At 61.8% G+C, this 22,055-nt stretch carries 17 protein-coding genes; 6 read left to right on the forward strand and 11 right to left on the reverse strand.

The window, feature by feature from the left end:
• From K8U03_18630 to K8U03_18645, 4 genes are all read right to left on the reverse strand, one after another.
• The coding region (locus K8U03_18630; GenBank protein MCE9606904.1) for a hypothetical protein at positions 1-1,510 on the reverse strand (1,510 nt) is incomplete at its 3' end.
• 346 nt (positions 1,511-1,856) lie between these two features.
• A complete protein-coding gene (locus K8U03_18635) occupies positions 1,857-2,486 on the reverse strand; it encodes a hypothetical protein (protein ID MCE9606905.1) in 630 nt (209 codons plus the stop codon).
• A complete protein-coding gene (locus K8U03_18640; protein ID MCE9606906.1) occupies positions 2,483-2,884 on the reverse strand; it encodes a hypothetical protein in 402 nt (133 codons plus the stop codon). Before K8U03_18640 ends, K8U03_18635 begins: the two co-directional genes overlap by 4 nt.
• Positions 2,881-4,173 carry a DUF3592 domain-containing protein gene (locus tag K8U03_18645; GenBank protein ID MCE9606907.1) on the reverse strand — a complete coding sequence of 431 codons (1,293 nt, stop codon included), beginning with the start codon at positions 4,171-4,173 and terminating at the stop codon, positions 2,881-2,883. Before K8U03_18645 ends, K8U03_18640 begins: the two co-directional genes overlap by 4 nt.
• 241 nt (positions 4,174-4,414) lie before the next feature.
• On the opposite strand from K8U03_18645, the gene K8U03_18650 reads away from it, so the two are divergent.
• A complete protein-coding gene (locus tag K8U03_18650; GenBank protein ID MCE9606908.1) occupies positions 4,415-5,872 on the forward strand; it encodes a PQQ-like beta-propeller repeat protein in 1,458 nt (485 codons plus the stop codon).
• A gap of 96 nt (positions 5,873-5,968) precedes the next feature.
• Here the strand turns inward: K8U03_18650 and K8U03_18655 are convergent, their stop codons facing one another.
• On the reverse strand, positions 5,969-6,952 hold the full coding sequence (locus tag K8U03_18655; protein MCE9606909.1) for a hypothetical protein: 984 nt from the start codon (positions 6,950-6,952) through the stop codon (positions 5,969-5,971).
• On the reverse strand, positions 6,949-8,172 hold the full coding sequence (locus K8U03_18660; protein MCE9606910.1) for a lactate racemase domain-containing protein: 1,224 nt from the start codon (positions 8,170-8,172) through the stop codon (positions 6,949-6,951). The genes K8U03_18655 and K8U03_18660 overlap by 4 nt, the downstream gene beginning before the upstream one ends.
• A gap of 251 nt (positions 8,173-8,423) precedes the next feature.
• Here K8U03_18660 and K8U03_18665 point away from each other — a divergent pair, with 251 nt between their 5' ends.
• Positions 8,424-10,856: a redoxin domain-containing protein gene (locus K8U03_18665; protein ID MCE9606911.1), complete on the forward strand. Its 2,433-nt coding sequence runs from the start codon at positions 8,424-8,426 to the stop codon at positions 10,854-10,856.
• 161 nt (positions 10,857-11,017) lie between these two features.
• Positions 11,018-12,406: a phosphoglycerate kinase gene (gene pgk, locus K8U03_18670; GenBank protein MCE9606912.1), complete on the forward strand. Its 1,389-nt coding sequence runs from the start codon at positions 11,018-11,020 to the stop codon at positions 12,404-12,406.
• 44 nt (positions 12,407-12,450) lie between these two features.
• Here pgk and K8U03_18675 read toward each other — a convergent pair whose 3' ends face one another.
• Positions 12,451-12,792, reverse strand: a complete 342-nt coding sequence (locus K8U03_18675; GenBank protein MCE9606913.1) for an Hpt domain-containing protein — start codon at positions 12,790-12,792, stop codon at positions 12,451-12,453.
• 259 nt (positions 12,793-13,051) lie between these two features.
• Here K8U03_18675 and K8U03_18680 point away from each other — a divergent pair, with 259 nt between their 5' ends.
• Positions 13,052-13,579: a response regulator gene (locus K8U03_18680; GenBank protein MCE9606914.1), complete on the forward strand. Its 528-nt coding sequence runs from the start codon at positions 13,052-13,054 to the stop codon at positions 13,577-13,579.
• 1,282 nt (positions 13,580-14,861) lie between these two features.
• Entirely contained in the window at positions 14,862-16,649 is a 1,788-nt protein-coding gene (locus tag K8U03_18685) for a DUF1598 domain-containing protein (GenBank protein MCE9606915.1), read from the forward strand.
• A gap of 98 nt (positions 16,650-16,747) precedes the next feature.
• Here K8U03_18685 and K8U03_18690 read toward each other — a convergent pair whose 3' ends face one another.
• From K8U03_18690 to K8U03_18700, 3 genes are all read right to left on the reverse strand, one after another.
• Complete coding sequence (locus tag K8U03_18690) at positions 16,748-17,809, reverse strand: hypothetical protein (protein MCE9606916.1); 1,062 nt, start codon at positions 17,807-17,809, stop codon at positions 16,748-16,750.
• A gap of 130 nt (positions 17,810-17,939) precedes the next feature.
• On the reverse strand, positions 17,940-18,611 hold the full coding sequence (locus K8U03_18695) for a DedA family protein (protein ID MCE9606917.1): 672 nt from the start codon (positions 18,609-18,611) through the stop codon (positions 17,940-17,942).
• Positions 18,612-18,778: 167 nt separating this feature from the next.
• Positions 18,779-19,912 carry an FAD:protein FMN transferase gene (locus K8U03_18700; protein ID MCE9606918.1) on the reverse strand — a complete coding sequence of 378 codons (1,134 nt, stop codon included), beginning with the start codon at positions 19,910-19,912 and terminating at the stop codon, positions 18,779-18,781.
• Positions 19,913-20,080: 168 nt separating this feature from the next.
• On the opposite strand from K8U03_18700, the gene K8U03_18705 reads away from it, so the two are divergent.
• Positions 20,081-21,067 carry a hypothetical protein gene (locus tag K8U03_18705; GenBank protein ID MCE9606919.1) on the forward strand — a complete coding sequence of 329 codons (987 nt, stop codon included), beginning with the start codon at positions 20,081-20,083 and terminating at the stop codon, positions 21,065-21,067.
• 108 nt (positions 21,068-21,175) lie between these two features.
• Here the strand turns inward: K8U03_18705 and K8U03_18710 are convergent, their stop codons facing one another.
• The gene (locus tag K8U03_18710) at positions 21,176-21,742 is read right to left on the reverse strand and encodes a hypothetical protein (protein ID MCE9606920.1); all 567 of its coding nucleotides are present in this window, start codon (positions 21,740-21,742) and stop codon (positions 21,176-21,178) included.
• Positions 21,743-22,055: the final 313 nt, after the last annotated feature.

Below are 22,055 nucleotides of genomic sequence, written 5' to 3' on the forward strand. Positions count from 1 at the left end.
ATTGCGGTGCGCCGAGTCGTGCCGGGTTCACTGCGGCGATGTCGTGCGGTTGTTGGAACGTTGCTTGCGGCGGCACGGCCGCGGGTTGCTCGACCACGGTCGTCAGCGAGGCCGGGACGACCTTGCCGACGACGCGGTAGTCCCAAGCGCGGTGGACGGGCCAAGCCATTGCCGTTTTATCTTCCGGATCGATCAAGGCCGGCGTCGAGGTCGGGCCCATCCGCGGCCCGCGATCCAATTCCGGATCGGGAATCGGCTGCAACCGGGGAGCGGCGGGAATCGCCGTTCCGCTCGGAGCGACGCCGCTCGAATACGGCGACTTCGCCGGAGTCGAGATCGTGCCCGGCATGTTGAGAGCCGGTGCAGTGAGGGCCGGAGCGGTGAGCATCGGTGCGGAAAGCGCGGGAGCGCTGTAGGTCGTCGTCGGAACGGGCTGGCTCGTAGGGATCGGCGTCGAGGAGTTCAGCGTCGGCGGAACCGGTGTGAGTCCGCCGGCCGAGACGGAACCTGAATTCGAGTTCGGGGCATAGTATACGGAGCCGGTCGTCGGCAGCGGAGCGGCGGAGCTCAGCGTCGTGCCGTTTAATGATGTGCCATTCAAAGACGGCACCGGCGTCGAAAGGGTCGGTCGGGCATACGCCGGCGTCGCCACGGACGGAGCAGCGTAGGTCGGGGCGTACGTCTGAGTCGAATACGATGGTGCCGAGTAAGCGGGGGCCGCATAAGTCGGGGCGATGCTGCTCGGCGCGCCGTACGTCGCAGCCGGAGCGGCGGCGGGGGCCGCGGCGGCGCCGTAGTTATACCCGCTGACGTTGACGTTGCCTTGCGCCGGCGGATAGGTGTAAGCGTTGGTCGTGCCGGGAACGAACGACGACGTGCGCGGCGCGGCGTAGTTCGTGGTCGTGGGATACGGCGACGTCGGGAACGTCGAGGTTGGATAAGTTGGGGCCGGATAAGTTGGGGCCGGGTAAGTTGCTGCCGGAGCGTAGTAGCTCGTCGTGGCGACACCGCGGTTGCACGAAGAGCAACCGGCGGCCGGAGCGGCGTAGGTGGCCGCAGGGGCGGCATACGTCATCGCCGGAGCACCGATGCCCGACGTCGGAGCCGGAGCGTAGTAGGTCGTGGTCGCGGTGGGGCAGGCCGGCTGCGCCACCGAGTATTGCAAGCGATACGACGAATAAGGAACGTACTGCACTTGTTGTTGGTAGCTGACGACGGGACGCATCACGGTCGTCGGGCAACCGGTGCAAGGGTCGGCGCTGCAGACGGGACGATACGTCGTCACCGGCACCGCGACGGTTTGCGTTCGGTAGCACGTTTGCGGGACGTAGTTGCAAACGAGCTGCTGACCGCACGGATTGCAGACGGTGCCGCCGTAGAGCGAGGCCGCCGCGTTTTGGCGCTTTTGCAGACAGCCGAAGAAGGCATTCGCATCGGCAGGGACAAGCATGCTTGCCGCGGCCATGAGCGTGGCAGTTACTCGGATGCGTCGGTAAGTTCGTTTCATCATCTGATCTCTCCCTGCGACGGCGCTAACTAGTGCGTTCTTTTGGTGTACGAAAGTTTTGTTCAAGTCGTCAATGATTTCATCCGACGAAACGCCATTTGGTAATACTTTCCGACTGTGCGGAATGTTCATCTCGGGCGATCATTTTCGATCAGGTTGTCGACGACGCGCGATTTCGCTTGCTGCTTGCTGCCGGCAATTTGCCCGCGAACAAGCTCGAAACGAAGCGCACGCGACGACGATTCCGCCCGAAAATCCAGGCATTTCGTCCGCCCAACCCTACGTTAATTCCCACGCGCGGCGGGCGAATGCGCGAACTTCAGCCGAGATTATTCGCACGCCGCGGTCGCTACGACCGGCGCAACTCCGCTAAGTCGTACAACCGGAAGAACAGTTCGCGCATGTTGCGACCTTCGTTGGAAAACAATCGCTCAACTTCTTCCGGTGCGATGTCGCCGGCGGTGCCCGCTGCGGAATGCCGTGCGAGGAGTTCCGTCGCAAGTTGCACGGCCGTGGCGACGCTCGGGCAGACCTCGAACAGCGTCGGTAAGCGAACGGGAAAACAAACCGGCGTGTGCGTCGTGAGCAACAGCCCGCAATCATGCCGACGGACGCTACACGCAACTTGCACGCGACTTAAGAAGCTCAACTGCTCATAACCGTCGAGGCAAAGAATCGTGCGCGGCGTTAAGGGCTCGGTGAGTTTCAAGCGACGTTGTCCGTCGTGCAGCTCGATGAGTTGCACTCGCTCGCCGCGCGCCGTGAATTCGCGCACCAGCGAAGCGAGCAACGTCGACTTCCCCGCACCATGCGGACCTACGATTTGCCCGCGACGATTCGCGGATAAGAACCGCTCGACGAGCGCTGCCGCGGACAGGCCCGACGGAAAGAGAAACGGCAGCGCCCCGGGGCGCACGAAGCGCGACGAGAACGGATTGATCCGCTCCGCAGGTTCGTCGCCGCGTGCTTCGTCGTTCATAAGAGCGGGGGCGCCGCGGCCGGAACGGTGCCGACATGGAACGGCGTATCCGAAGTCAGTTCTTTGCCGCGCGTCGGAAAGAGACGCACGCGTACGCACCAACGAACCTTGACGATCACCCCTTCATAGCTGAGCGGGCTCATCGGCAGCACGGTGCGCAAGCGTTGCGGTTTGCGTAAGTCGATCATGCCGCCGTCATCGGTCGTTTGACGCACGAAGTGATGCACGGCGATGTCTTCGTCCCCTTTGCCCATCGTGTACCACAAGACGGAAACTTCGATGGCCCGCGCGTCGACGAGCGCGAGCGAATCGATCCGATATTCGGCCGTGAGCGTTTCGCCGGGCTCGTAATGCCGCCGGCTGCCGTCGAGCAAGATCGTGATGCCGGGATCGTTCATGCGTGCGGCACTCCGTTGCGGCCGGGAAACACCAACAGCGAGAAGACCCGCTCGAAGTCGGGCCAGTTGTGCAGGTCGCCGCGCACGATCAACTTCCATTTCACCGCGTTGTGCGGCGATTGAAACGAGTGCATCGCCGCTTCCGGCACGCGCAGCTCGAGTCGCGTGGCGAACGGTTGGCCGCGCTTCAAGGTGAACGAATCGCGGCGAAAGACTTCCGTTTCGACGACGCGCTGAATGTGCGTGCGCGAGTTCGTCCCTTGGCGAAACGTCGCCTCTTCGTCGCAGGCCAGCACGATCGAAAGTCGCTCGAAGTGCAGCCTGCCTTGCTGCGAGAAGAAGATTTCGTAGCGCCCCCCGGGATACAGCGGATGGTCGGAGACTTCGACGACCGTCGGCTCGACGCCAGTCGTGATCATGAGTTGCTTGCCGGCTAAGAAAGCGAGAAATCCTCCGGCGACGAGAAACGGAATCAACCCCAGGCCGAGCAGGTAGTCGGCACGGCCGGCAAGCGCTTCGTCGATCGCCTTGTAGACGAGCCAGCCGACGAGGATATTCCAACCGATCGCGACGATCGTCATGAACCAAGTGTTCCAGCCCGGCGCGGCGATCGGCAGCCGATGCTTCAGGGTCGTGCCGGGACTGTTCGTAATGTCCTGATCGGCCGGCACCGTCGGATAGCGCGACGACGACCCTCCGGCCCCTTCGAACAATTCCATATTCGACGCTTGTTGCAGCAGCGCGCGATGCTCGGCCGATTTTCCCCAAGTAAGAAACACGTAGATCAATCCGCCGACGCCGACGGCGACGAACGCCGCGGGCAACAGCGGCAAGACCCAAGCGACCCAACTGTAGCCGCGCTTGACGACGGCGGTCGACGGACGATGCGGGTCGTACCAGCAAGGGTATTCCTTGCCGACCTCGAACGGCTCGATCAAGCGTTCGCATTCGGCCCGATCGGTGGAATAAACGCCGGTCGCATCGAACGTGGTCGCCTCGTATTCGCGACCCTCGACCGCGTAACGAATCGAAACTTCCGGTCGATAATTGAGTTGATCTTCTTTGGAAATTTCGGCGATGCGCTTTCCGAGCACTGTGCCTTGGGTTTCTAGGAACTCATGGTTCGCGCGCCATTCGGGCGCGGTCATCTGCCCGACGACGATCGCTAAGATGCCCGACCCGGCGACCATGAGCACGGCGAAGAAGGCCGCCATCGCGGCCTGTCCGCCCAACTCCGACATCGTGCGGCGCTGACCACGTTTTTTGCTGAAGAAACGAAAGCGAGGCACGAGACGATGTCCAATGGCCGACGTGAGACGCGGGAATCGACGCCGGGCGGGCGATAGCAAAGCGGATCGGAGGCATTCGGAAAACGAGTACCGCTACGGCTCCTAGTCGCAACCGGGGCGCGACCTCCCTTTTCTAATCTCCGAAACCCGACGGCGGAAGGGTATAATCGCCGAGCGAAGAGCCGGAGCGCTCGAAGCAGGGCATAAATCAGGGAGGTCCGTTCCGTAGCGGCGAAAATTCATGAAAAAACAATCCGCCGGCCCGAGCGCAGAGCGGTCTCTAATCCAGCGGTTGAAGTTCGGCTCGACGCTCGCGCTCGGCACGCTTTTGTGCTGCGCGACCTCGGCTTGCGCTCAAGCGACCGCGCCGGCCGGCGCACCGGAGAAGCCCGTTGGCACCGCGACTCTGCCGACTGAAACTCGCCCGGCTGTGAGCACAGCTGGCCAAGGGGAAGATTGGTCGCAATGGCGCGGGCCGCGTTCCAATGGGATCGCGCTGCGGACTTCGCTGCCGAGCACCTGGCCGAGCGCTCCGCTGGAGCCGGTGTGGCGCATGCCGCTTGGGGAAGGTTGGTCGTCGCCTGTGGTCGGCGAGGGGCGCGTTTACATGCTCGATCGCAACGGCCCGCTCGAACGCGCAGCGGCCTACGATGCCGTCACCGGCAAGCTGTTGTGGGAACGGACCAACCCGGTCGATTTCAATCCGCATGCCGTGGGGCGTCGCTATGGCAACGGGCCGAAGGGAACTCCCGCCTTCGCCGGTGGATTCGTTTATACGCTCGGCATCGCCGGTTGGCTGCAATGTTTGAAGGCCGAGAGCGGCGAAGTGGTTTGGAAGAGTTACTTCCCGGCGGAGTTCGCCGAGTCCGTGCCGCTGGCCGACCAGCGCACTTATGTCGTCGCCGAAGATCATGTGGTCGTGCCGATCGGCGGAGGTCGCGGCGCGCCGGTGCCGCTGTTCGGGTACACCGGTTCGCCTCTGGTGTTCGATCAGTTCGTTATCGCGTCGACCGGCGGCGCGCGCGGCGGCACGATCACGGCGTTCGAGCGGACGACCGGCAAGGTCGCTTGGCACGCGCTGCATGAGAACGTCTCTTATTCATCGCCCGTCTCGGCCGAGATCGGGGGGGTGAAGCAAGTCGTCGTGCCGACCGGCCCGAGGTTGGTGGGCCTGGAACTCGCGACCGGCAAATTGCTGTGGAGCGTGCCGTATCAAAATCAATACGACGAAACGATCGGCACTCCGGTCGCCGCCGGCGAGCTGGTGTTGCTCACCGCCGTGGGGCGGCCGCTGTCGGCGTGGAAGATCGGTCGCAATGCGGCCGGCGAATTTGCGGCGAGCGAAGTTTGGCAAAACGACGATCTGCAAAGTTACTTATCGTCGGTGGTCGTCGTCGGAGAGTTCGTCTACGGCATGAACGACGGCGGCGAATGGCATTGCCTCAAGCTCGCCGACGGCAAAACGATCTGGCGCGGCGGCAACCACGGCTACTACACCACGCCGCTCGTCGCCGAAAATCGCATTCTGGCACTGAACGAGCGCGGTGTACTCGACGTCTTAGGAGTGAACCCGCAAGCCTACGAGCCGATCGTCACGACGAGGGTCGCGAAAGAACCGACCTGGACCTCGCCGGCCCTCGTCGGCAACCGGCTGTATGTACGCATGCGCAGCGCGCTGGTTTGCTACGAACTAAAGTAAGGCAGAGCTCTGAGGCGAGCGGGGGACGTAAGTCCCCCGGTGACATCAAAGCTGCTTGACGCATAGCGACTTGTCGGGGCGATCTTACCGGGGGACTCACGTCCCCCGCTCGCCTCGGATAGGCGCAACGATCGTTGCCGCGCCCAACGCGCTTTCCAGTTTGGTTCCGAGTTCGTTACAGTCGCGGCGTATGTAGGCCAGAGCGACGGTGATCCCTTGTCTGACCGACGATGACGTCACTTTTCCGACCGCTTGTTTTTGAAACAACAAGCCGCTGCCGACTTCGGCCGGCTCCGCCGGTTCGGGCGCAAGGGCAATATACTCCAACACCACGAGCGTCTTATTAACGTGGCCGAGAGCGTCGAGCCGAGCTACGGTTTCTTGGCCGAGATAACATCCTTTGCGGAAGCTTATCGTCAGTTCGTTACGGTCGAGCTCTTGAGCGAGGTTCTTGTCGGAAATGTCGAGACCGTAAAGGGGGAGGCCGGCTTCGATGCGCGGCGCTTCCCAAACATCGGCCGCGCAAGCAACCGCGCCGGCGGCAACGAGCTTGGCTTGCAGATCGGCCGCGGCCTCGCGAGGACAAAAGATCGTGTAGTTCGGCTCCGGTGCTTGGGCCGAGCGGGCGACGAACGCACCGTCTCCGAATGCCGGAATCAACGTGTTGCCGAGCGTGGCGGTCGGCAACGCAACGGCCAACGCTCGGCCGACGATCTCCGCGGCGTTCGCGCCGGCGATGAGCAGTTCCGCCCAATCGTTCGTCCGATCGGTGATCGTTACTTTCTCGCGGATCAAGTATTTGTCGAGGTGCTTACGCAACCGTGCGCCGACTTCGACGGCCGGCGCTCCGATCTCTTCCAACAGCAGCCGCTCGCCCGTGTTGTGTACGAACACATAGAACTGAATGTGCCCCTTGGCGTCGAGCAGGAACGCTTCGCAGCCGGTGCCGGCCGCGAGGTTCTTGATGTCGTTCGTGCAGAGGTTGTGCAGAAACACGGCACGGTCTGCGCCGGTGAGCTCGATCTTACCGCGCGTCGAGAAGTCGACCGTTCCGCAAACGTCGTAGAGCGGGCCTGTCATGTCCGAACACTCTGCTCGAGTCGCACGTTCGTATACTGGGCGTCGTTCACGATGATGCACGACTTGCGGCGCAGTGCGAGCCTTGCCACATCGGCCGCCTCGGCGACCGGTGCGATGCCGAGATCTTCGACCGTCGTCGCATCGAGCTTGCTCAAGAGATAGACCCGGACGCGGCGCTGTGCTTCCGCCAGCAGCAGCGCGGGGAAGGCATCTGCCGGCCGGACCTTGCGAATCTCATCGCCGGCCGTGTCGCGATCTTCTTGCTTCGTAAAGAGATCCAGGGCGGGCCCCAGCGGCTCTGCGAGCTCCGTACACAGCGCGACGGCGCCGCCGTCTTCGACCACTTCGAGCGCCATCGCCAGCGCCTTGCCGACGTTGGCCCACGACTGCGCCCCTTCGCCGGAGAGGGCTGCCACGACGAGATCGGCCGTGCGTGGGACTTCGCAATTCCACGTGTCGTTCCAAAGCTCCTCGCCGCGCCGCGCAACGGCCGTGGCTTCGCCGGCGAGAACCAGCGGCGTGCCGCTTCCCGACTGCGGCACGACTTGCACGGTGAATTGCGTGCCGGTCTGTCGGCCGACGAGCTCGATCTCTTGTTGCGACTTCTCGAACATCTCGCTCCGGCTGTCGAGCAGGTGCGCGTTGCGGAAGCGCTTATGGGCATCGGCATCGGAGAAGGTCGGGTACAGGCCGCCGAAGATGCCTCGATAGTCCCACGCTTCGCGCCCGCGAAAGCAACCGACGGGAATCACCATCTCGGCATCGGCAACCAATCGGTTGAGATAGATCGGCCGGCCGGAGCGGGTGTTGGTGAGGTAGCTGAGCTTGCCGCGATCGAGCGGGTCGTGGAGCTCGATGTGAATCGAAACGCCGTTGCTGAGCTCCAGTCGCTCGCCCGGCAGAGTTCGATCGGACTGCAGGACGGTGATGTCGGCCGGCAAGATCGAGGCGGCGAGCAATTGTTCGGCGATCACGCGCACGATCTCGGCCGAATGCGGCACTCCCCGGTCGAGCGCGATCGTGACTTTATCTCCCTCGACCACGGCTTGGGTGAGCATCGGGTACTTCAACGGATTCGCGAGAGCCTCGCGCGTGGCAGCTTCGATCGGTTGCGAAGTGATGGCTTCCGCTGCATGCGGCGCACAAACGGCGATGAGCCGTTCGTCGTCGAGGGGGATCGTGAACTCTGCGGATTCGCCGAAACGGACGAGAGAAGACATTCTAGGAAGCCTGTAAGAAATGGGGGCTCTCAAATCGCGGCCCCGTTGAACTCCATAACCGATCTTATCCCTCTGCGCTCAGCATGGTCAATAAGCCGAGCTTGAGTCGCAATGCAGCCATGCGACATAATGCTTGCTCGCTGCCTAGATAGATAGTGGCCCTAATGGCATCGAGCGGAAGCGATGGATCTTTCCGCACGGACATAAAAGCGTCAAGCCGACGCAATCGTACCAATCAAGGAAGGTTTTCGATGTCGTCGTTCTCCCTCGGCCGTATTGCGCCGACATTGGCGTTGCTTTCGCTCGTGCTGTTGTCGCACTTCGCCGGCTGCTCCGGGAAGCCGCCGAAAGGACCTGATGAAAGTTCCGCGCCGGCGCTGACGGAAGGGGAGAAGCTGCTGACGCGGATGATCGAAACCTACGCGAAGGCCGATTCGTATTTCGATCGGGGGGAATTGCGCATCGTCGGTCGCAACCAAGGACAACAGCTGACGGAATCGAAGTTGCCGTTCGCGGTGATGCTGGAGCGGCCCGGCAAGTTGCACCTGCATTTGTATCGTGCGACGTACGTGTGCGACGGAACTTGGGCCTGGGGCTGGGATGAAGACTTGCCCGGCTTTCTGCTGAAGAAGCCGGCGCCGAATCCCGTGACCCTCGGCGATGCTTACTCCGACGACGCGCTCAAAGCGGCGTTCAACGGCATGTACGGCGGTTCGCTGCCGGCCGAGATGCTGCTCGGGGCCGACGCGATGGATTTGATTCGCCACGGCGACGCAAAGCCGGAGTTGATGTCCGACGATTTCGTCGGCGATCGAAATTGTCGGCGCGTGCGCGTCAAATCCGCCGACGGAAATACGGTGTATTGGATCGATCGTGAGAATCTGACCTTGCGGCGGATCGAGTTCCCGACGGATCGCCTGGCGCTCACGCTCGCCGATACGCTCTCGATGACGGAGCTGAAACTGACGGCGGAATTCATCGACGCGCAACTCAACACTAAGGTGCCGGCCGAGGCGTTTCAATTCGACCCGCCGCCGCAACTGAAAATCGTCGATAAGTTGGATCCGTTGTGGGGGAGCTCGCCTCCCCCTCCGCTCGCCGAAACGCTCGGGCGGACGATCGGAGACTTCAAACTGCGCACGCTCGATGGTCGCGCGATCGGTCGGGGAGACTTAAACGGCAAGGTCGCCGTGGTCCTCTTCGTCGCGTTCGAGGGAAGTCAACACTTCGTGCTGGAAGCGCTCAATGCAGCCCAGCGGAAATTCGGCAAGCGCGATGACTTGATGATGCTCGCAGTCAGCATCGACAACCCGGGCCCGATGGGAATCGGCGACGAAGTTTTAGACAAAGCGATGAAGCAAGCGAAGTTGGAGGTTCCGCTGGCGCGGCTCGTCGACGGCTCGGCGATGACGGCGTTCGACGTCCGGTTCGTGCCGAACCTGTTCATTCTCGATCGTCAGGGGATCGTGCAAGATAACGAAGTCGGGCTCAATCCGAAGCTGAACGCGGAGCTCGGCACGCGCATCGACGAGGTGTTGGCCGGGAAGTCGCTCGTCGAAGCGGCCCGTGCGCGTTATGCGGCGCGATTGAAGCAATTCGAGCAAGCGCAACAAGCCCAGGCGGCGATCTCGCCCGAGGGGGGATTGTCGGCCCGAGTGAGCTTGGCGACGAAGTCGCAACCGAAAACGCTCAAGCTCACGCAGCTCTGGCAGAACACGGAAATCAAGAAGCCCGGCCACATCGTCGTGGCGGAAGAGAAAGGGAAGCCGGCGCGGATCGTCGTGCTGGACGGCTTGCGCGCCGTCGGCGAACTCGACGCGGCGGGGAAGCTCGTGCGCACCGCCCAACTCGATTTGCCGAAGGTGCCCGAGGAAGCGGTCGTTAGTTTTCTGCGTACGACCGTCGATCGGGACGGCAAGCGGTATTTCGCGGGTTCGGCTTCGGCTCAGCAACAGCTGCATTTGTTCGACGCCGATTTCAAGAAGCTGTTGAGCTTTCCGGATGGGACGCACGCGGGAATCTCCGACTTGCAGATGGGAGATCTCGACGGCGACGGCCGACCGGAAATCGTCGTCGGTTATTGGGGCGTCGTCGGGGTGCAGGCGATCTCGCTCGATGGGATTCGCCAATGGAGCAACCGCAAGTTGCCGGAGAACGTGCAACGCTTGGCGCTCACCGGACCCGACAAAGACGGCAAGCGGCTGGTGCTATGCACGACGGGGCTGATGACGCTGGCCGTGTTGAACGAACGGGGCGAAACGCTGAAAGAGATTCCGGTCGGCAATCGAGCCGCACGGCTCATCACCGCCGCCGATCTGACGGGGGACGGAAGCGTTGAACTGTGCGCCATTACTTCGACGAGCCCTGGCACGGACGTCGCGATCGGGTTCGACGCGGCGGGAGCCGAACTGTGGAACTATCCGCTACCGGCCGGCTTGCAACCGGTGCCGGAAATGCAAAACGAAATGATCGTCGGCGGCAAGTTGTTGAAAGACGGAACCGGGTTATGGGTCGTGGCCGGGGCCGACGGCACGCTCCACTTTCTCGACGTCGCCGGGAAACCGCTCGATTCGTTCGCCTGGGGTGCGGCGATTCGCGGCCTTGCGATCGGCACGCTCGACGGCGCTCCGGCGTTATTCATTTCCGATGAAAAATCGGTGACGGCTTTGCGCTTCGAGCGTTGATCGAACGAACGGCATCTTCACACACCGGCCGCTGGCGACTCGACCCGTAATCGGGTATCTTGCCGCTTTGCAAATTCACGCGCGAACGGGCTCGTTCTCGTTCGCGATTTCCACTTCGTCGTGGTTCCCGTCCCCACGGTTTTCTTATCGGAATTGCGCTCATGGCCGTCACCGCAGAATCGCTCGCTCCTTGGATCAAAACTCTCCTCACTGCGCCGCCGGCTGCGACGTCGGGCCTGAAGTTGAACGATTATCTCGCTGCGATCCCGCGCTTGGCATCGCTGCACGACGTGCCGTCCGGAACGCCGGTCCTGATCCGCGGCGACGTCGACGCGAAGCCGGGAGCCGAGATCGGCGAAGGGGATATCCGCCTGCGCTCGATGGCTGCGACGCTGGAGTTCGGTCGGAAGCATGGTTGGAAGCAGATCATCTTCGGGCATATCGGCCGCAAGCCGGAAGGAAGCCTGAACAAAGTCGCCAAGCGACTCGGCGAGTTGCTCAAGTGTGAAGTGCAACTGATCGGCGATTGGTACGACGATGCGACGAACACGGTGCTGGATTCCGTGAAGACGGCAATCACGAACGCCGCGCCCGGCAGCATCATCATGCTCGAAAATTCGCGGAAGTACGCGATCGAGCGGGTGCTTTGGGAAGCGACTCCGGACGACGTCGCGAAGGTCGCGCCGACGCTTGCGAAGTATGTGAACGAACTCGCCGAAAAGGTCGCGACCGTTTACGTCAACGAAGCGCTCTCGGCCGGCAGCATGGATTCGTCCAGCACGATCGCGCCGGCGGGAATGAAGCGCGCGGTGCTGGGGCAATACGTGGCCGGTGAGTTCGACGGCCCGATGCAGCAGTGCCTCAACGCCGACTTCGTCTTCTTCTCCGGTTTGAAGACCGACAAGCTCGACGACTTGCGCGCCGTGGTCGATCGCGGCACGGTGAAATGGGTGTTCGTCGCGGGCAACTTCGTGCTCGCGCTCTTGAAGGCCGATGCTGAACTTTCCGGCAAGCAGTTTTGCATGGGCTTGGCCGAAAAGCCGGAAAACGCGAAGCAGCCTTGGTACATCGATCCGAGCCGCGTGGCGCAAGCGAAGCAACTGCTGCAAGACGGCCGAGCGAAGGGAATCAAGTTCGTCATGCCGGTCGACTTCACGCTCGCCGACGGCAGCGTCGTCGACGCGATGACGCCGGAACAACAGCAGTTCGACGTCGGCCCGAAGACGTCGCAGCACTTCGCCGATGCGATCACGAAGTATCTCGCCGAGAGCCAAGGTAAGGGCGTGGTCTTCTACAACGGCGTGCTCGGGATGTTCGAAGACCCGAAGTTCGAAGCCGGCACGAAGAACTTCGTGCATCAATTGGCACGGCTCACCAAGGCCGGTGTGGAAGTTTATGTCGGCGGCGGCGAAGGGGGAGCGGCTTGCGAACGCTACGGCAAGCCGGAAGACATCAAGCATTGCTTCACGGCCGGCGGCACGGTGCTCAACGCGCTCGGCAGCGCTCCGGTTCCGTATCTGCAAACGCTCTACATGGCGGCGAAGAAGTAGGACGTCGCTTGAGCGGCCGGATTATATCCGACTCGCGCGTTGATTCATCGCGCGCCGAAGTCGGCATCGGGAGCGCCGGCTCGCACCGCTGCGCAGAGCGCTAAGAGCTTTTCGAGATTCGCTTGGATCTCCGCTTCGGGCTGCGCGGTCGACAGCGCATGTTCCAAGCGTCCGGCGATCGGCGTCAGTTGGGGGAAGCCGTAACTTCCGGCTGCCCCTTTGATCTGATGGGCCGAGCGCCGCAACTCGTCCCACTTCTCGGCGGCGAACAGTGCTTGGAGTTGGACGATCCGTTCCGGCATTTCGTCGACATATAAATCGACGAGATCCGCGAAATCGGGATCGGACCCGAGAGCGGAATAAAGGGGCGTATTCGGGAGATTCATGACCGATTCCGGAACTCGAGCGCTATCCCTGCTCGCGAAACAGACGTACGACAAAAAAAGCCTAGGACGTTATTCGCGAGACGCAAATCGAAATTCCGTGTGGAATCCCGTGACTGCGGTAAACCCCATTTGGGGTGTCCCACCTTATTCATGGTCTAGCCTTGGTTAGGAAGGTTCCATCAGCGGGGTATCGCACGCCGATCGAGCTTTCGCAGTCCGTCGACACTCTTGCGCTCCGTGGATTTTCGAGGTCCGCCCCATGTCCGATTCCGGCGTTATTCGCACGATCTTACACGTCGACGACGATCCGCAGTTCACGGTTTGGATGCAACGACTGCTGAGCCGCAAGGGTTACGACGTCGTCTCGCTCAACGATCCGACGCAGACGATCGACGAGATCATGCGCCACGGCTATCGCATCGTGCTCTTGGATATCGACATGCCGACGATCGACGGCATCGAGCTGTTGCGCCGGATCAAGGAATACGACGGCGGGATCCAAGTCGTGATGCTGACGGGCCTAGTAACGATGGGGAACGCGATGACGGCGTTCCGGCGCGGCGCGGAAGCCTTCTTCGTCAAGCCGGTGGAAGATCTCGACGCCTTGACCGCAGCGCTCGACGCCGTCGTTTATAAAATCGAGCATTGGTGGAACGCGCTGCATAACCTCACCAAACAGCGCCGTCAGTTCGAAGCGGCGAGTAAGGCCGCGGAAGCAGCCGGGATGCCGAGTGATGCGAGCGCGGAAATTTCCGTCGGCGCGCCAGGCTTAATCGTCACGATCTAACGGTATCGCAAGCGGGTGTCGTAAGCCGCAAGATCGGCTCCGTCGCGCTTAGATGAGCGGACGACTTTGCGCAGTCGTTAAGGTTCGCCAGAAATTGCGTGGCGCTGGGGGGAGTGGATAAATCGCTCCGCGCAGCCGTTTTCTTCGCAATTTGATCGCTCCGACCGAGCGATTCCGGCCAGCCGCTAGCAAGGCTGTATTTGTCATCGACCGCATATCCGGAAGATCGCGAACTTGCGAAATCAGGCCAAGGGAGCTTGGCATCCCGGACGATAACTTCGCTTAGCTGCAGCCGAGATGCTTTGAGATCGGCTTGAGTTCGTGATCGTTTCCCTATAGGAACTGGAGTCCTCCCCATGAAGTACGTTCTTTCTTTGTTCGCTGTTGCTTCGATGTTCGTTTTTTCGACGGACGTGAAAGCGGCTGCTCTTCTTGACCGCATGTTGGGCCGTAGCGGCTGCGCTGCTCCGACCTGCTGCGAAGCGACCTGTGCGGCTGCTGAGCCGACCTGCGCCGCTGCCCCGGCTTGTGCCGCTCCGACCTGCGCCGCCCCGACTTGTGCTGCTGAGCCGTCGTGCGCCGCTGAACCGTCGTGCGGTTGCGCTCCGGCTTGCGGCACGTCGTGCTGCCGTCCGACCCCGATCCGCGATTTCCTTGCTTCGCTGCATTGCAAAGTGCACAGCCTCTGCCACCGCAACAAGTGCTGCGATAGCGGCTGCGGCGGTTGCGCCGAAGCGACCTGTGCCGCTGCTGAACCAGCTTGCGGTTGCGCCAAGTAGTTCGACGGCTCCGCAAGGAGTCGCCGAAGAGGATTTAGGCTTGGGTCGGAAGAAGTTCGAGAAGGTTTGAGATGGAAGGTTTGCGAAAGTGTTTGTGTTCGTTGCTTGATAAAGTCCGCCTGAGAGGTTCGCTGTCGGCCATGCTGCAGCGGCCCAAACGATCCGCTTCGGCGGACTATAAAAAACCTGACGGCCCGTTCGAGACCACCATCGAACGGGCCGTCTGTGTTTTCCTTCCTTGAGCGTTTATGCTCGGAAAACGGTCGGCAACGGCTCCCGAACGAGAAAATTGCGTCGATTGTTTCGATTTCGCCGTTCAGGACGCATAAAAAGCAGTAGGTTTATTCTTGACGACCGCAGCCGGCGGTAGCCATTCTAGGATGGTTGCCCCGCGATTCCGCGGCGTTTGTAGTCGCAGCGATCCGGCGAGTCGTTTTCGACGTAAGCTTTACGTCGAAGCAGCTTTGGTCGTCGCGCGATATCCCGAACAGGAGATTGGCCTTATGGCGTTGCTCGCTCACCGTCGGTTCGCAGAAGTCGCTCGCAAACTCATGCTCGGCCTCGTCGCAGGCTGGACGCTTACGACGTTGTTGCCGACGAGCCTGTTGCCGAGCGCCGCAGCCGCGGACCTACCGGAACGAATTCGCGCCCAGGCGGAAGCGGGAGAGTTTTCCACCGCGTTCGCCGCCGCCGGCCGGTTGCCCGTCGCCGAACGAGACGAAGCCCTGCGCAACATCGCCGCCATTCAAGCGAAAGTCGGCTCCGGCCGGGCCGCGTTGGAAACGGTCGGCTCGATTCGCAGCGACCGGCTCCGGAGCGATATCCTCGCACAATTCGGCACCACGTCGAACTTCGACTCCGGCGGCATCACGGCCCGCCCCGCCAACGGCGGCCAAGGTGGAGCTGCTCGCCCCGACTTCGAATCGTTGATCGAGTTGATGACCTCGACCATCGCCCCTGAATCGTGGCGCGAGGCCGGCGGAACCCAAGGGGAAGTGAAGTCGCACCGTGGCGGCGTGTTCGTCGATGCCACGGGCGGGATGAAGCCGATCGTCGATGCCGAACAGCTGGCCCGACTCGGCAGCTTGCGACGCGAAGCGGCTCGCGGCACCGCCGGGGTCTCGGCTCGCAGCACTTCCTCGCTCCGTAAGGTTTCGCTGACCCGACTCGAACGAGAACTCCAACTGCGCGCAGCGCGCGGCTTAGCTCCGACGGAAGAGCTTGCCACGCTCGCCGGGTTGCAAAAGATTCAATATGTGCTCGTCTACCCGGAATCGGGCGACGTGGTGCTCGCCGGTCCGGCCGGCGACTGGTATGTCGGTCGTGAAAATCGTCTGCTCGCCGTCGACACCGATCGACCGGTCGTGTTGCTCGACGACCTCGTGAACCTGATGCGTCGCGAGTTCTTGGCCGGCGGCAATTTCGGTTGCTCGATCGATCCGACGCCCGAAGGGCTGCAGAAGGTCACGGCTTTCGTGACCGAATCGAACAAGAAGCCGCTTGCCCCCGGGGCTCGGCCGAAGTGGATGGACGGTCTCCGCGATGCCCTTGGCCCGCAAAAGATCACGGTCGATGGGCTCGACCCGACGACCCGAGCCGCACGCATTCTCGTCGAAGCCGATTATCGGATGAAGCTCGTCGGCATCGGCCGTGAAGAGAGCGTGCCGAACGTCCCGAGCTATCTCGACATGGTGAAGAAGAGCAAGGGAACGCCTCCGGCGATGGACCTGCTCCGCTGGTGGTTTACGCTCAACTACGATGCCCTGCTCACCTCGCCGGAGCACGACGTATACGAGCTTCGCGGTCAGGGGATCAAGCTCTTGAGCGAAAACGAATTTCTGGCCGCTCGCGGACAGCGTGTGCAGTCGGGCCGCTCGGATAACTTGAACCAGGAGTTCGCCGTGAACTTCACGAAGAACTTCCCGTTGCTCGCTCAGAAATATCCGATCTATGCCGAGCTCCAAAACATCTTCGACTTGGCCTTGGTTTGTGCCGTGTTGAAGCAAGACGGCGTCTGCGATCGGATCGAATGGCAACGCTCCGGGTTCATGAATCCGCGCGTCGTGCAGATCGAACACGGCTTCACGCCGACAACGGTCGACACCGTGGTCAACAGCCGCGAGATCTCGAAGTCGTTGATCGTCGCCTCGGTCAGCGGTGGCGTGACCGTCGATGTCACCCCGGTCGCGCAGCCGAAGTCGATGGAAGTCGACTCGCGCGGTCAGCTGTTGAAGCTTCGCCAAAGCGTCGCTCCGAAAGAACTCGCGAACTCGGCTTGGTGGTGGGATTAAGCCGTCCCGACTCCCGAGTACGTTACCGCAAACGGACAAAGCCTACGCTGCATCGATCGCAGCGTAGGCTTTTCCTTTTGGGTTGAGCACTTCGAACTTTACTTCGTCCCTGAAGTCGCTTTCTGCAAGCGGTTGATTTGGCTGCGGATCGTGGCGAGTTGCTCTTTGAGCTTGTCTCCTTCGGCGTCGGTGTCGAGCTTGGTCGGCTCGCCGAGGATTTGCTCGAGTTGTTCGCGAATCAATTCGCGGCGGTTCGGAGCGGAGCGGGTTGCGAGGGCGTACCAAATCTCCGGATCGGCAGCCATCCAGCCGGCCGCCGCTTCCGGCGAATCGTCTTTCTCGTCCGACTGGTAACGTCGCACGATTACGCGAATCCGAAACCCTTGTTCCGGGTCGAGGCTATGCGGGCTCAAGTTCCGCAAGTAGGGAACGACGTTCTGGCCGAATTCGCGCAACTTGCGATCGGCATCTTCGCGCTCGACATACTTTTCGCTGGCGAGTTGCGCGACGAGCGCCCCCCAGGCGCGGCGATCGTAATTGTGGGCGTTGCCGGCTTGCTTGAAGAGCGACTCTTCGATCGACTTCGTGATCGACGCCAGCGGCCAGCCCGGCCGAAGCAAGCGCAGCAACGGCTCGAGGTCGTTCTTCGCGAGGTCGGGCTCGGCGGCCATGAGATGCCAAACGGAATCGGCTTCGTAAGTTCGCGCGGGATTGTCGCCGACCTGCACGGTGACTTTCCCTTCCGACGGTTGGAAGAATTCGAACGGCTTCATCTTCCCTTCACCGACGGGCGTGCGGCGAATGCGCAGTTGATTGCCGCCGGTGAGCTCGACGGAAACCTTGAACGATTTCGTCGACAGCTGATAGTCGACGCTCGGGGATGCTCCCGTCATGTCGACGCGCAGGCTTTCCTGGCGTTCTTCCGATTGCGTGTTCGAGGTGAAATTGCGACCGGAGAAGGCTGCGGTCGCGGTGACGCGGCCCGCGGTCATGCCGACGTGGACATAGCGCAGATTGTTCTGTAGTTGCGAACTGAGCTCGATTTGCTGCGCTTGCGCGGCGGAGCCGAACGCCCCCGACACGAGCAACGCTAAGGCGCAAGCTGCCGCTGGAATCGGCGACGACGGAGAGAATCGAAACGATCGAGAGCGATTCGTCATGGTGGGGATGTTCCGAGCACGGAGCTGGGGGCGAGCGGGTCGGCGAAAGATCGTCGACCGCGATTGTCGGGGCGATGACGCTATTCTCAGCGGCTACGAAGCGGCTCGCAACTGCTTTTCAGACACAGAACTAAGCGACCGATTTCTCGACCTTTTCGTCGTTCGGCTCGGGTTCGCAATTCACGCTCGGCACGAGCTTCGAATGGGCCGCAGCGTGGCGTTTGCGATAGTAGCGGTAACCGATCAACACGCCGATTCCGGCCAGCACGACCGTGATCGTGACGGCTTTCTCGGCGTCGGTGATGTACTTCAAAACGGAGTCGGAGAAGAAGTAGGCGAGGCTGAAGAAGGTCGAGATCATCACGCCGGCGCAAAACATATCGGCGATCACGAAGCGGCGAAACGGAACCTTTAAGATCCCGGCCGTGATATAGATGGGCGAACGGATGCCGACGAGAAACCGCGACACGAACAGCACTTTCAGTCCGTGCTTGTGAAACATCTCTTCGATGTGCCGTTCTTTCTCGGCAGAGAGATAGCTGGCGAAGAACGCGCGGCGCTGCAGCAGCTTTCGCCCGAACTTACGGCCGATGCCGTACATCACGATGTCGCCGAAGATCGCGCCGATAAAGCACGACCCTAAGGCGATCCAGGGATTCAGCTTCGCCACGTGCGGCGCAGAGAGCCAGCCCGCCGCCACGATCGGGACTTCTTCCGGGATCGGCAAGCCGCAACCCGTGAGCACCAAAAAGGCGATGATGCCGATGTAGCCCCAAGTAGCGATAAACGCTGCCGTGTCCATGCAAACTCACGAGGCCGGTGCCGAATCGACGCGATGCGTAAAGCTTCCCTAAGTCCTCAAGTCGGTTGGAACGTAGGGTCTGGTTCGAGTATAAGCCTTTCGGCTGCATTTTCACAACCTTCGCTAAAATCGCAAGGCCGATACCGATCCGATTGCAGGCGAAAGCCTTACGACGCGGCAAGCCGCCAGCAGTCGTCGTCGAGTCCGCACACGGCGAGTTCGACCGCACTCCCGCTCTCGGCAGGCAACAGCATCAAGAACCCGATCTCGGGTCGGTCCTGGCAGTAGCGAACCGATTCGTCGAAGCCGAGGACGTAGAAAGCGGTCGAAAGGGCATCGGCGAGGGCCGCAGTCGGCGCGAGCACGGTCACGGAGAAGACCCCTTCGGCCGGCGTTCCGGTGCGCGGGTCTAAGATATGGCCGTAGCGCTTTCCCGCGTGGCGAAAGAATTGAAAGCCCGCCCCCGAGGTTCCCGCCGCCCGATCGCGAACGAGCAGCTCGGCCAACTTTCGCTCCGGCCGCAACGGATGGCCGATACCGATCATCCAGCCTGGTGAATCGGGGCCCGGCGGCGCGGCGGCCGAACTCTCGGCCTGGGCCGACCCTTGGGCCAAGACGCTGCTTTGTCCACCGTGCCACAAGAAGCTCTCGAAGCCGGCGGCCCGTAGGTGGCTGCCGCAGCGGTCGAGCGCGTATCCTTTGCCGAGGCTATTGAAGTTGATCTGCACACCAGGCTGCGTAAAGCGGACGGTGCGGCGCCGGCGATCCAGCAAGAGCTTCTCGCTGCCGACCTGCGCTCGAGCCGCGGCCAGCGTCTCGGCGTCGGGCACGGCTCCTTGCCGCCGAGCGAAGCCCCAGGCCTGCGATAGCGGGCCCGAGGTAATATCGTACGCCCCGGCCGTATCGCGATGGAGTTGCACGGCAAGTTCGAGCAGCGCGAACAGTTGCGACTCGACTTCGACGGGCACGTCGGCCGCGCGGCGATTGATGTCGAGCACCTCGCTCGTATCGCGGTATACGGTGAGCTGCGCTTCGAGGGGTTCGAGCAGGTCGAGGGCTTCGAGGGCGACGTCGACTCGGTTTTCTCCGGCAGGCAGCAACAATTGAAAGTCGCTCGCCATCGCCTGCCGGGTGTAGCGGAGATAATACGGCTGCTCGGAGCCGTCGAACGGCTCGAAGGGGGACTTATGAGCCGAGGTGTCGCCGCGCAGAGCCGCGTTCGTCGCGACATCCTGCATCGCGGCGACGGCGGCTTGGCCGGTAATAAAGTGCCGGCGAGTCGCCGGCCGTGGAGGCTGCATCGTTCGGGATATGCCGGTTGTACATCGATTCCGTCGGTTTCATGCTAACTGCCGGCGTCGCCGAGGGCGACCGCTCCGTTTTCCCCGGCGACATTTATTGCGGCCTCCCCCCATGCAGGCGCATAATAGGAGGCGGAACAGAGAGTCGGCTCGAGCGGAGAAAGAAACATGCGAGATCATCGAAGCGAGAAGCAGCGTATCGGAAAGCATCAAGTCCGAAAACAACGGGCCGTATGGGCCTGCGCGGGCACCTGCATGGTGCTCTGCGGCTGGACGGTTTGGGCTGCCGATAGCTCGAAGAAAGCGCCGCCGCCGAAATTCGACGCCGGCGCGGTCGGCGAAATCTTTTTCAAAGATGCACGCCAACAGTTGATCGGCGAGCCGCCGGTAGCCGGCGCCAACGCACCAGTAGGAGGCGGGCCTGCTTCTCCTGGCGGCGGCGGGACCGCGGCCGCCTCGGCAAGTTCCGACGGCAACGCGTGGTCGGCGCTCATCACCGGCGACACGTTGGAAGCCGAGATCAAATCGCAACCGGGGGAAATCGACAAAGCGCTCAAGGCCGCGAACCCGCACAAGTCGGCGCGGATGGTCGTCACCTATTTGGCGGCGCTCTACAACGTGATCTTCAAGTACGACAAAGACGTTCGCTGGAAGGGGGAATCGCAACCGCTGCGCGACAACTTCGCCAAGGCCGGCAACAACTTGAAGGCCTGGACCGATTCGCAGAAGAAGCAAGTCGCGAAGCTCAAGACCGATCTATCGGAACTGATTCAAGGCAACGCTCCGGCACTCACCGCCTCACTCGACGGCGAAGCGCCGTGGCTCGAAATCGCCGACCGAACGCCGATCATGCACCGTCTTGAAATCGGCCAGCAAGAGCATCTCAACGCTTGGACGAAAGATGCCGACGCCGTGAAGAAAAATAAAGACGCCGTGATTCGCGAAGCGGAAGTCATGGCGATGCTCGCCCGCGTGATTCAAGACAAGAGCTACGAGTTCACCGACGACGAAACCTACATGGGCTTTGCGAAGGCGCTCGAAAAGCACGCCTCGGACGCGGTCGCCGCGGCGAAGTCGGGCGATGCGGCTGCGGCCGGCTCGGCAGTGGCGAAGATGCAGAAAGCCTGCGACGACTGCCACGGCGGATTCCGCTAATCGACCACTCGTAGCAGCACGATCTAATGCAAAAGCCCCTGAAACGCTATCGTGCGCTTCAGGGGCTTTTCGTTGGTTCGAGCTTCCGGCGGTTCCGCTGCGGGCGGGTTATTTGCCGAAGAGTTTCGTGAAGAGGTTGTTCGACTTCTTGACGTCGGAGACTTCGACGATCGGTGCAGCGACGTCGTTGTCAGGAATGATCACGGTGATCGGCTCTTCATGGCCGACCGTGAGGATCCCTTGCTTGGTCGCTTCGGCGATCGCGAGTTGAGTTTCGACTTCCGTGGCTTCACGCGCTTCGGCGCACTGACGGCAGCTGCCGCAGACTTGCACGACGACGCACTTCCATCCGTGCTTCTCCGTCACGACCGGCGTCTTCACCAGCTTCGTGATGGTCTTCACTTGGCAGCAGGTCGGCTGCATGATCTTCTCGCACTTCACGCAGCCGTCGCAATCACGTACCTGCTGGGTGCCGACGCACTTCGAGCGGCCGTTGAGGCAGATGTCTTCGCACTTGCAGGAGTATTCGAACTTCGTCGTCTTCGTGACGTTCGGAACCAGCTTGCAAACCTTACGCGATTGGCAACCGCATTGGTTGCAACCATGCCCGGCCTCGGCCTGAGCGACGAGGCCCAACAGCGCGACGGCAAGCGAAAGAATCGTAGCGTATTTCATTGTTATCTTCCTTGATGGAACGAGAGAGCATCGTCCTTGCTTATTTCTTCATCGGCACGGAAAGCGCACGACTACGGCTCCGAGGATGAATTTCCGCTTAGTTTCGGAGTGGCGGCGGCGATCCGTGTCGGACACGCGGCGCTCGAATTTCAGCGAATCCGACCGCTCTCGGAAGCGATGGAGCATTCGATCCATGCGAACGCAATAAGCGAGTGCGGTCGTAACGATCGTGACGGTGCCGGCACTGCATTACGATCGAAACGAGGATTACAACAGTGACACATGTCGGGAATCTCATCATTAACCGGTCGAT

This window comes from Planctomycetia bacterium, from assembly GCA_021413845.1.
Lineage (GTDB): Bacteria > Planctomycetota > Planctomycetia > Pirellulales > PNKZ01 > PNKZ01.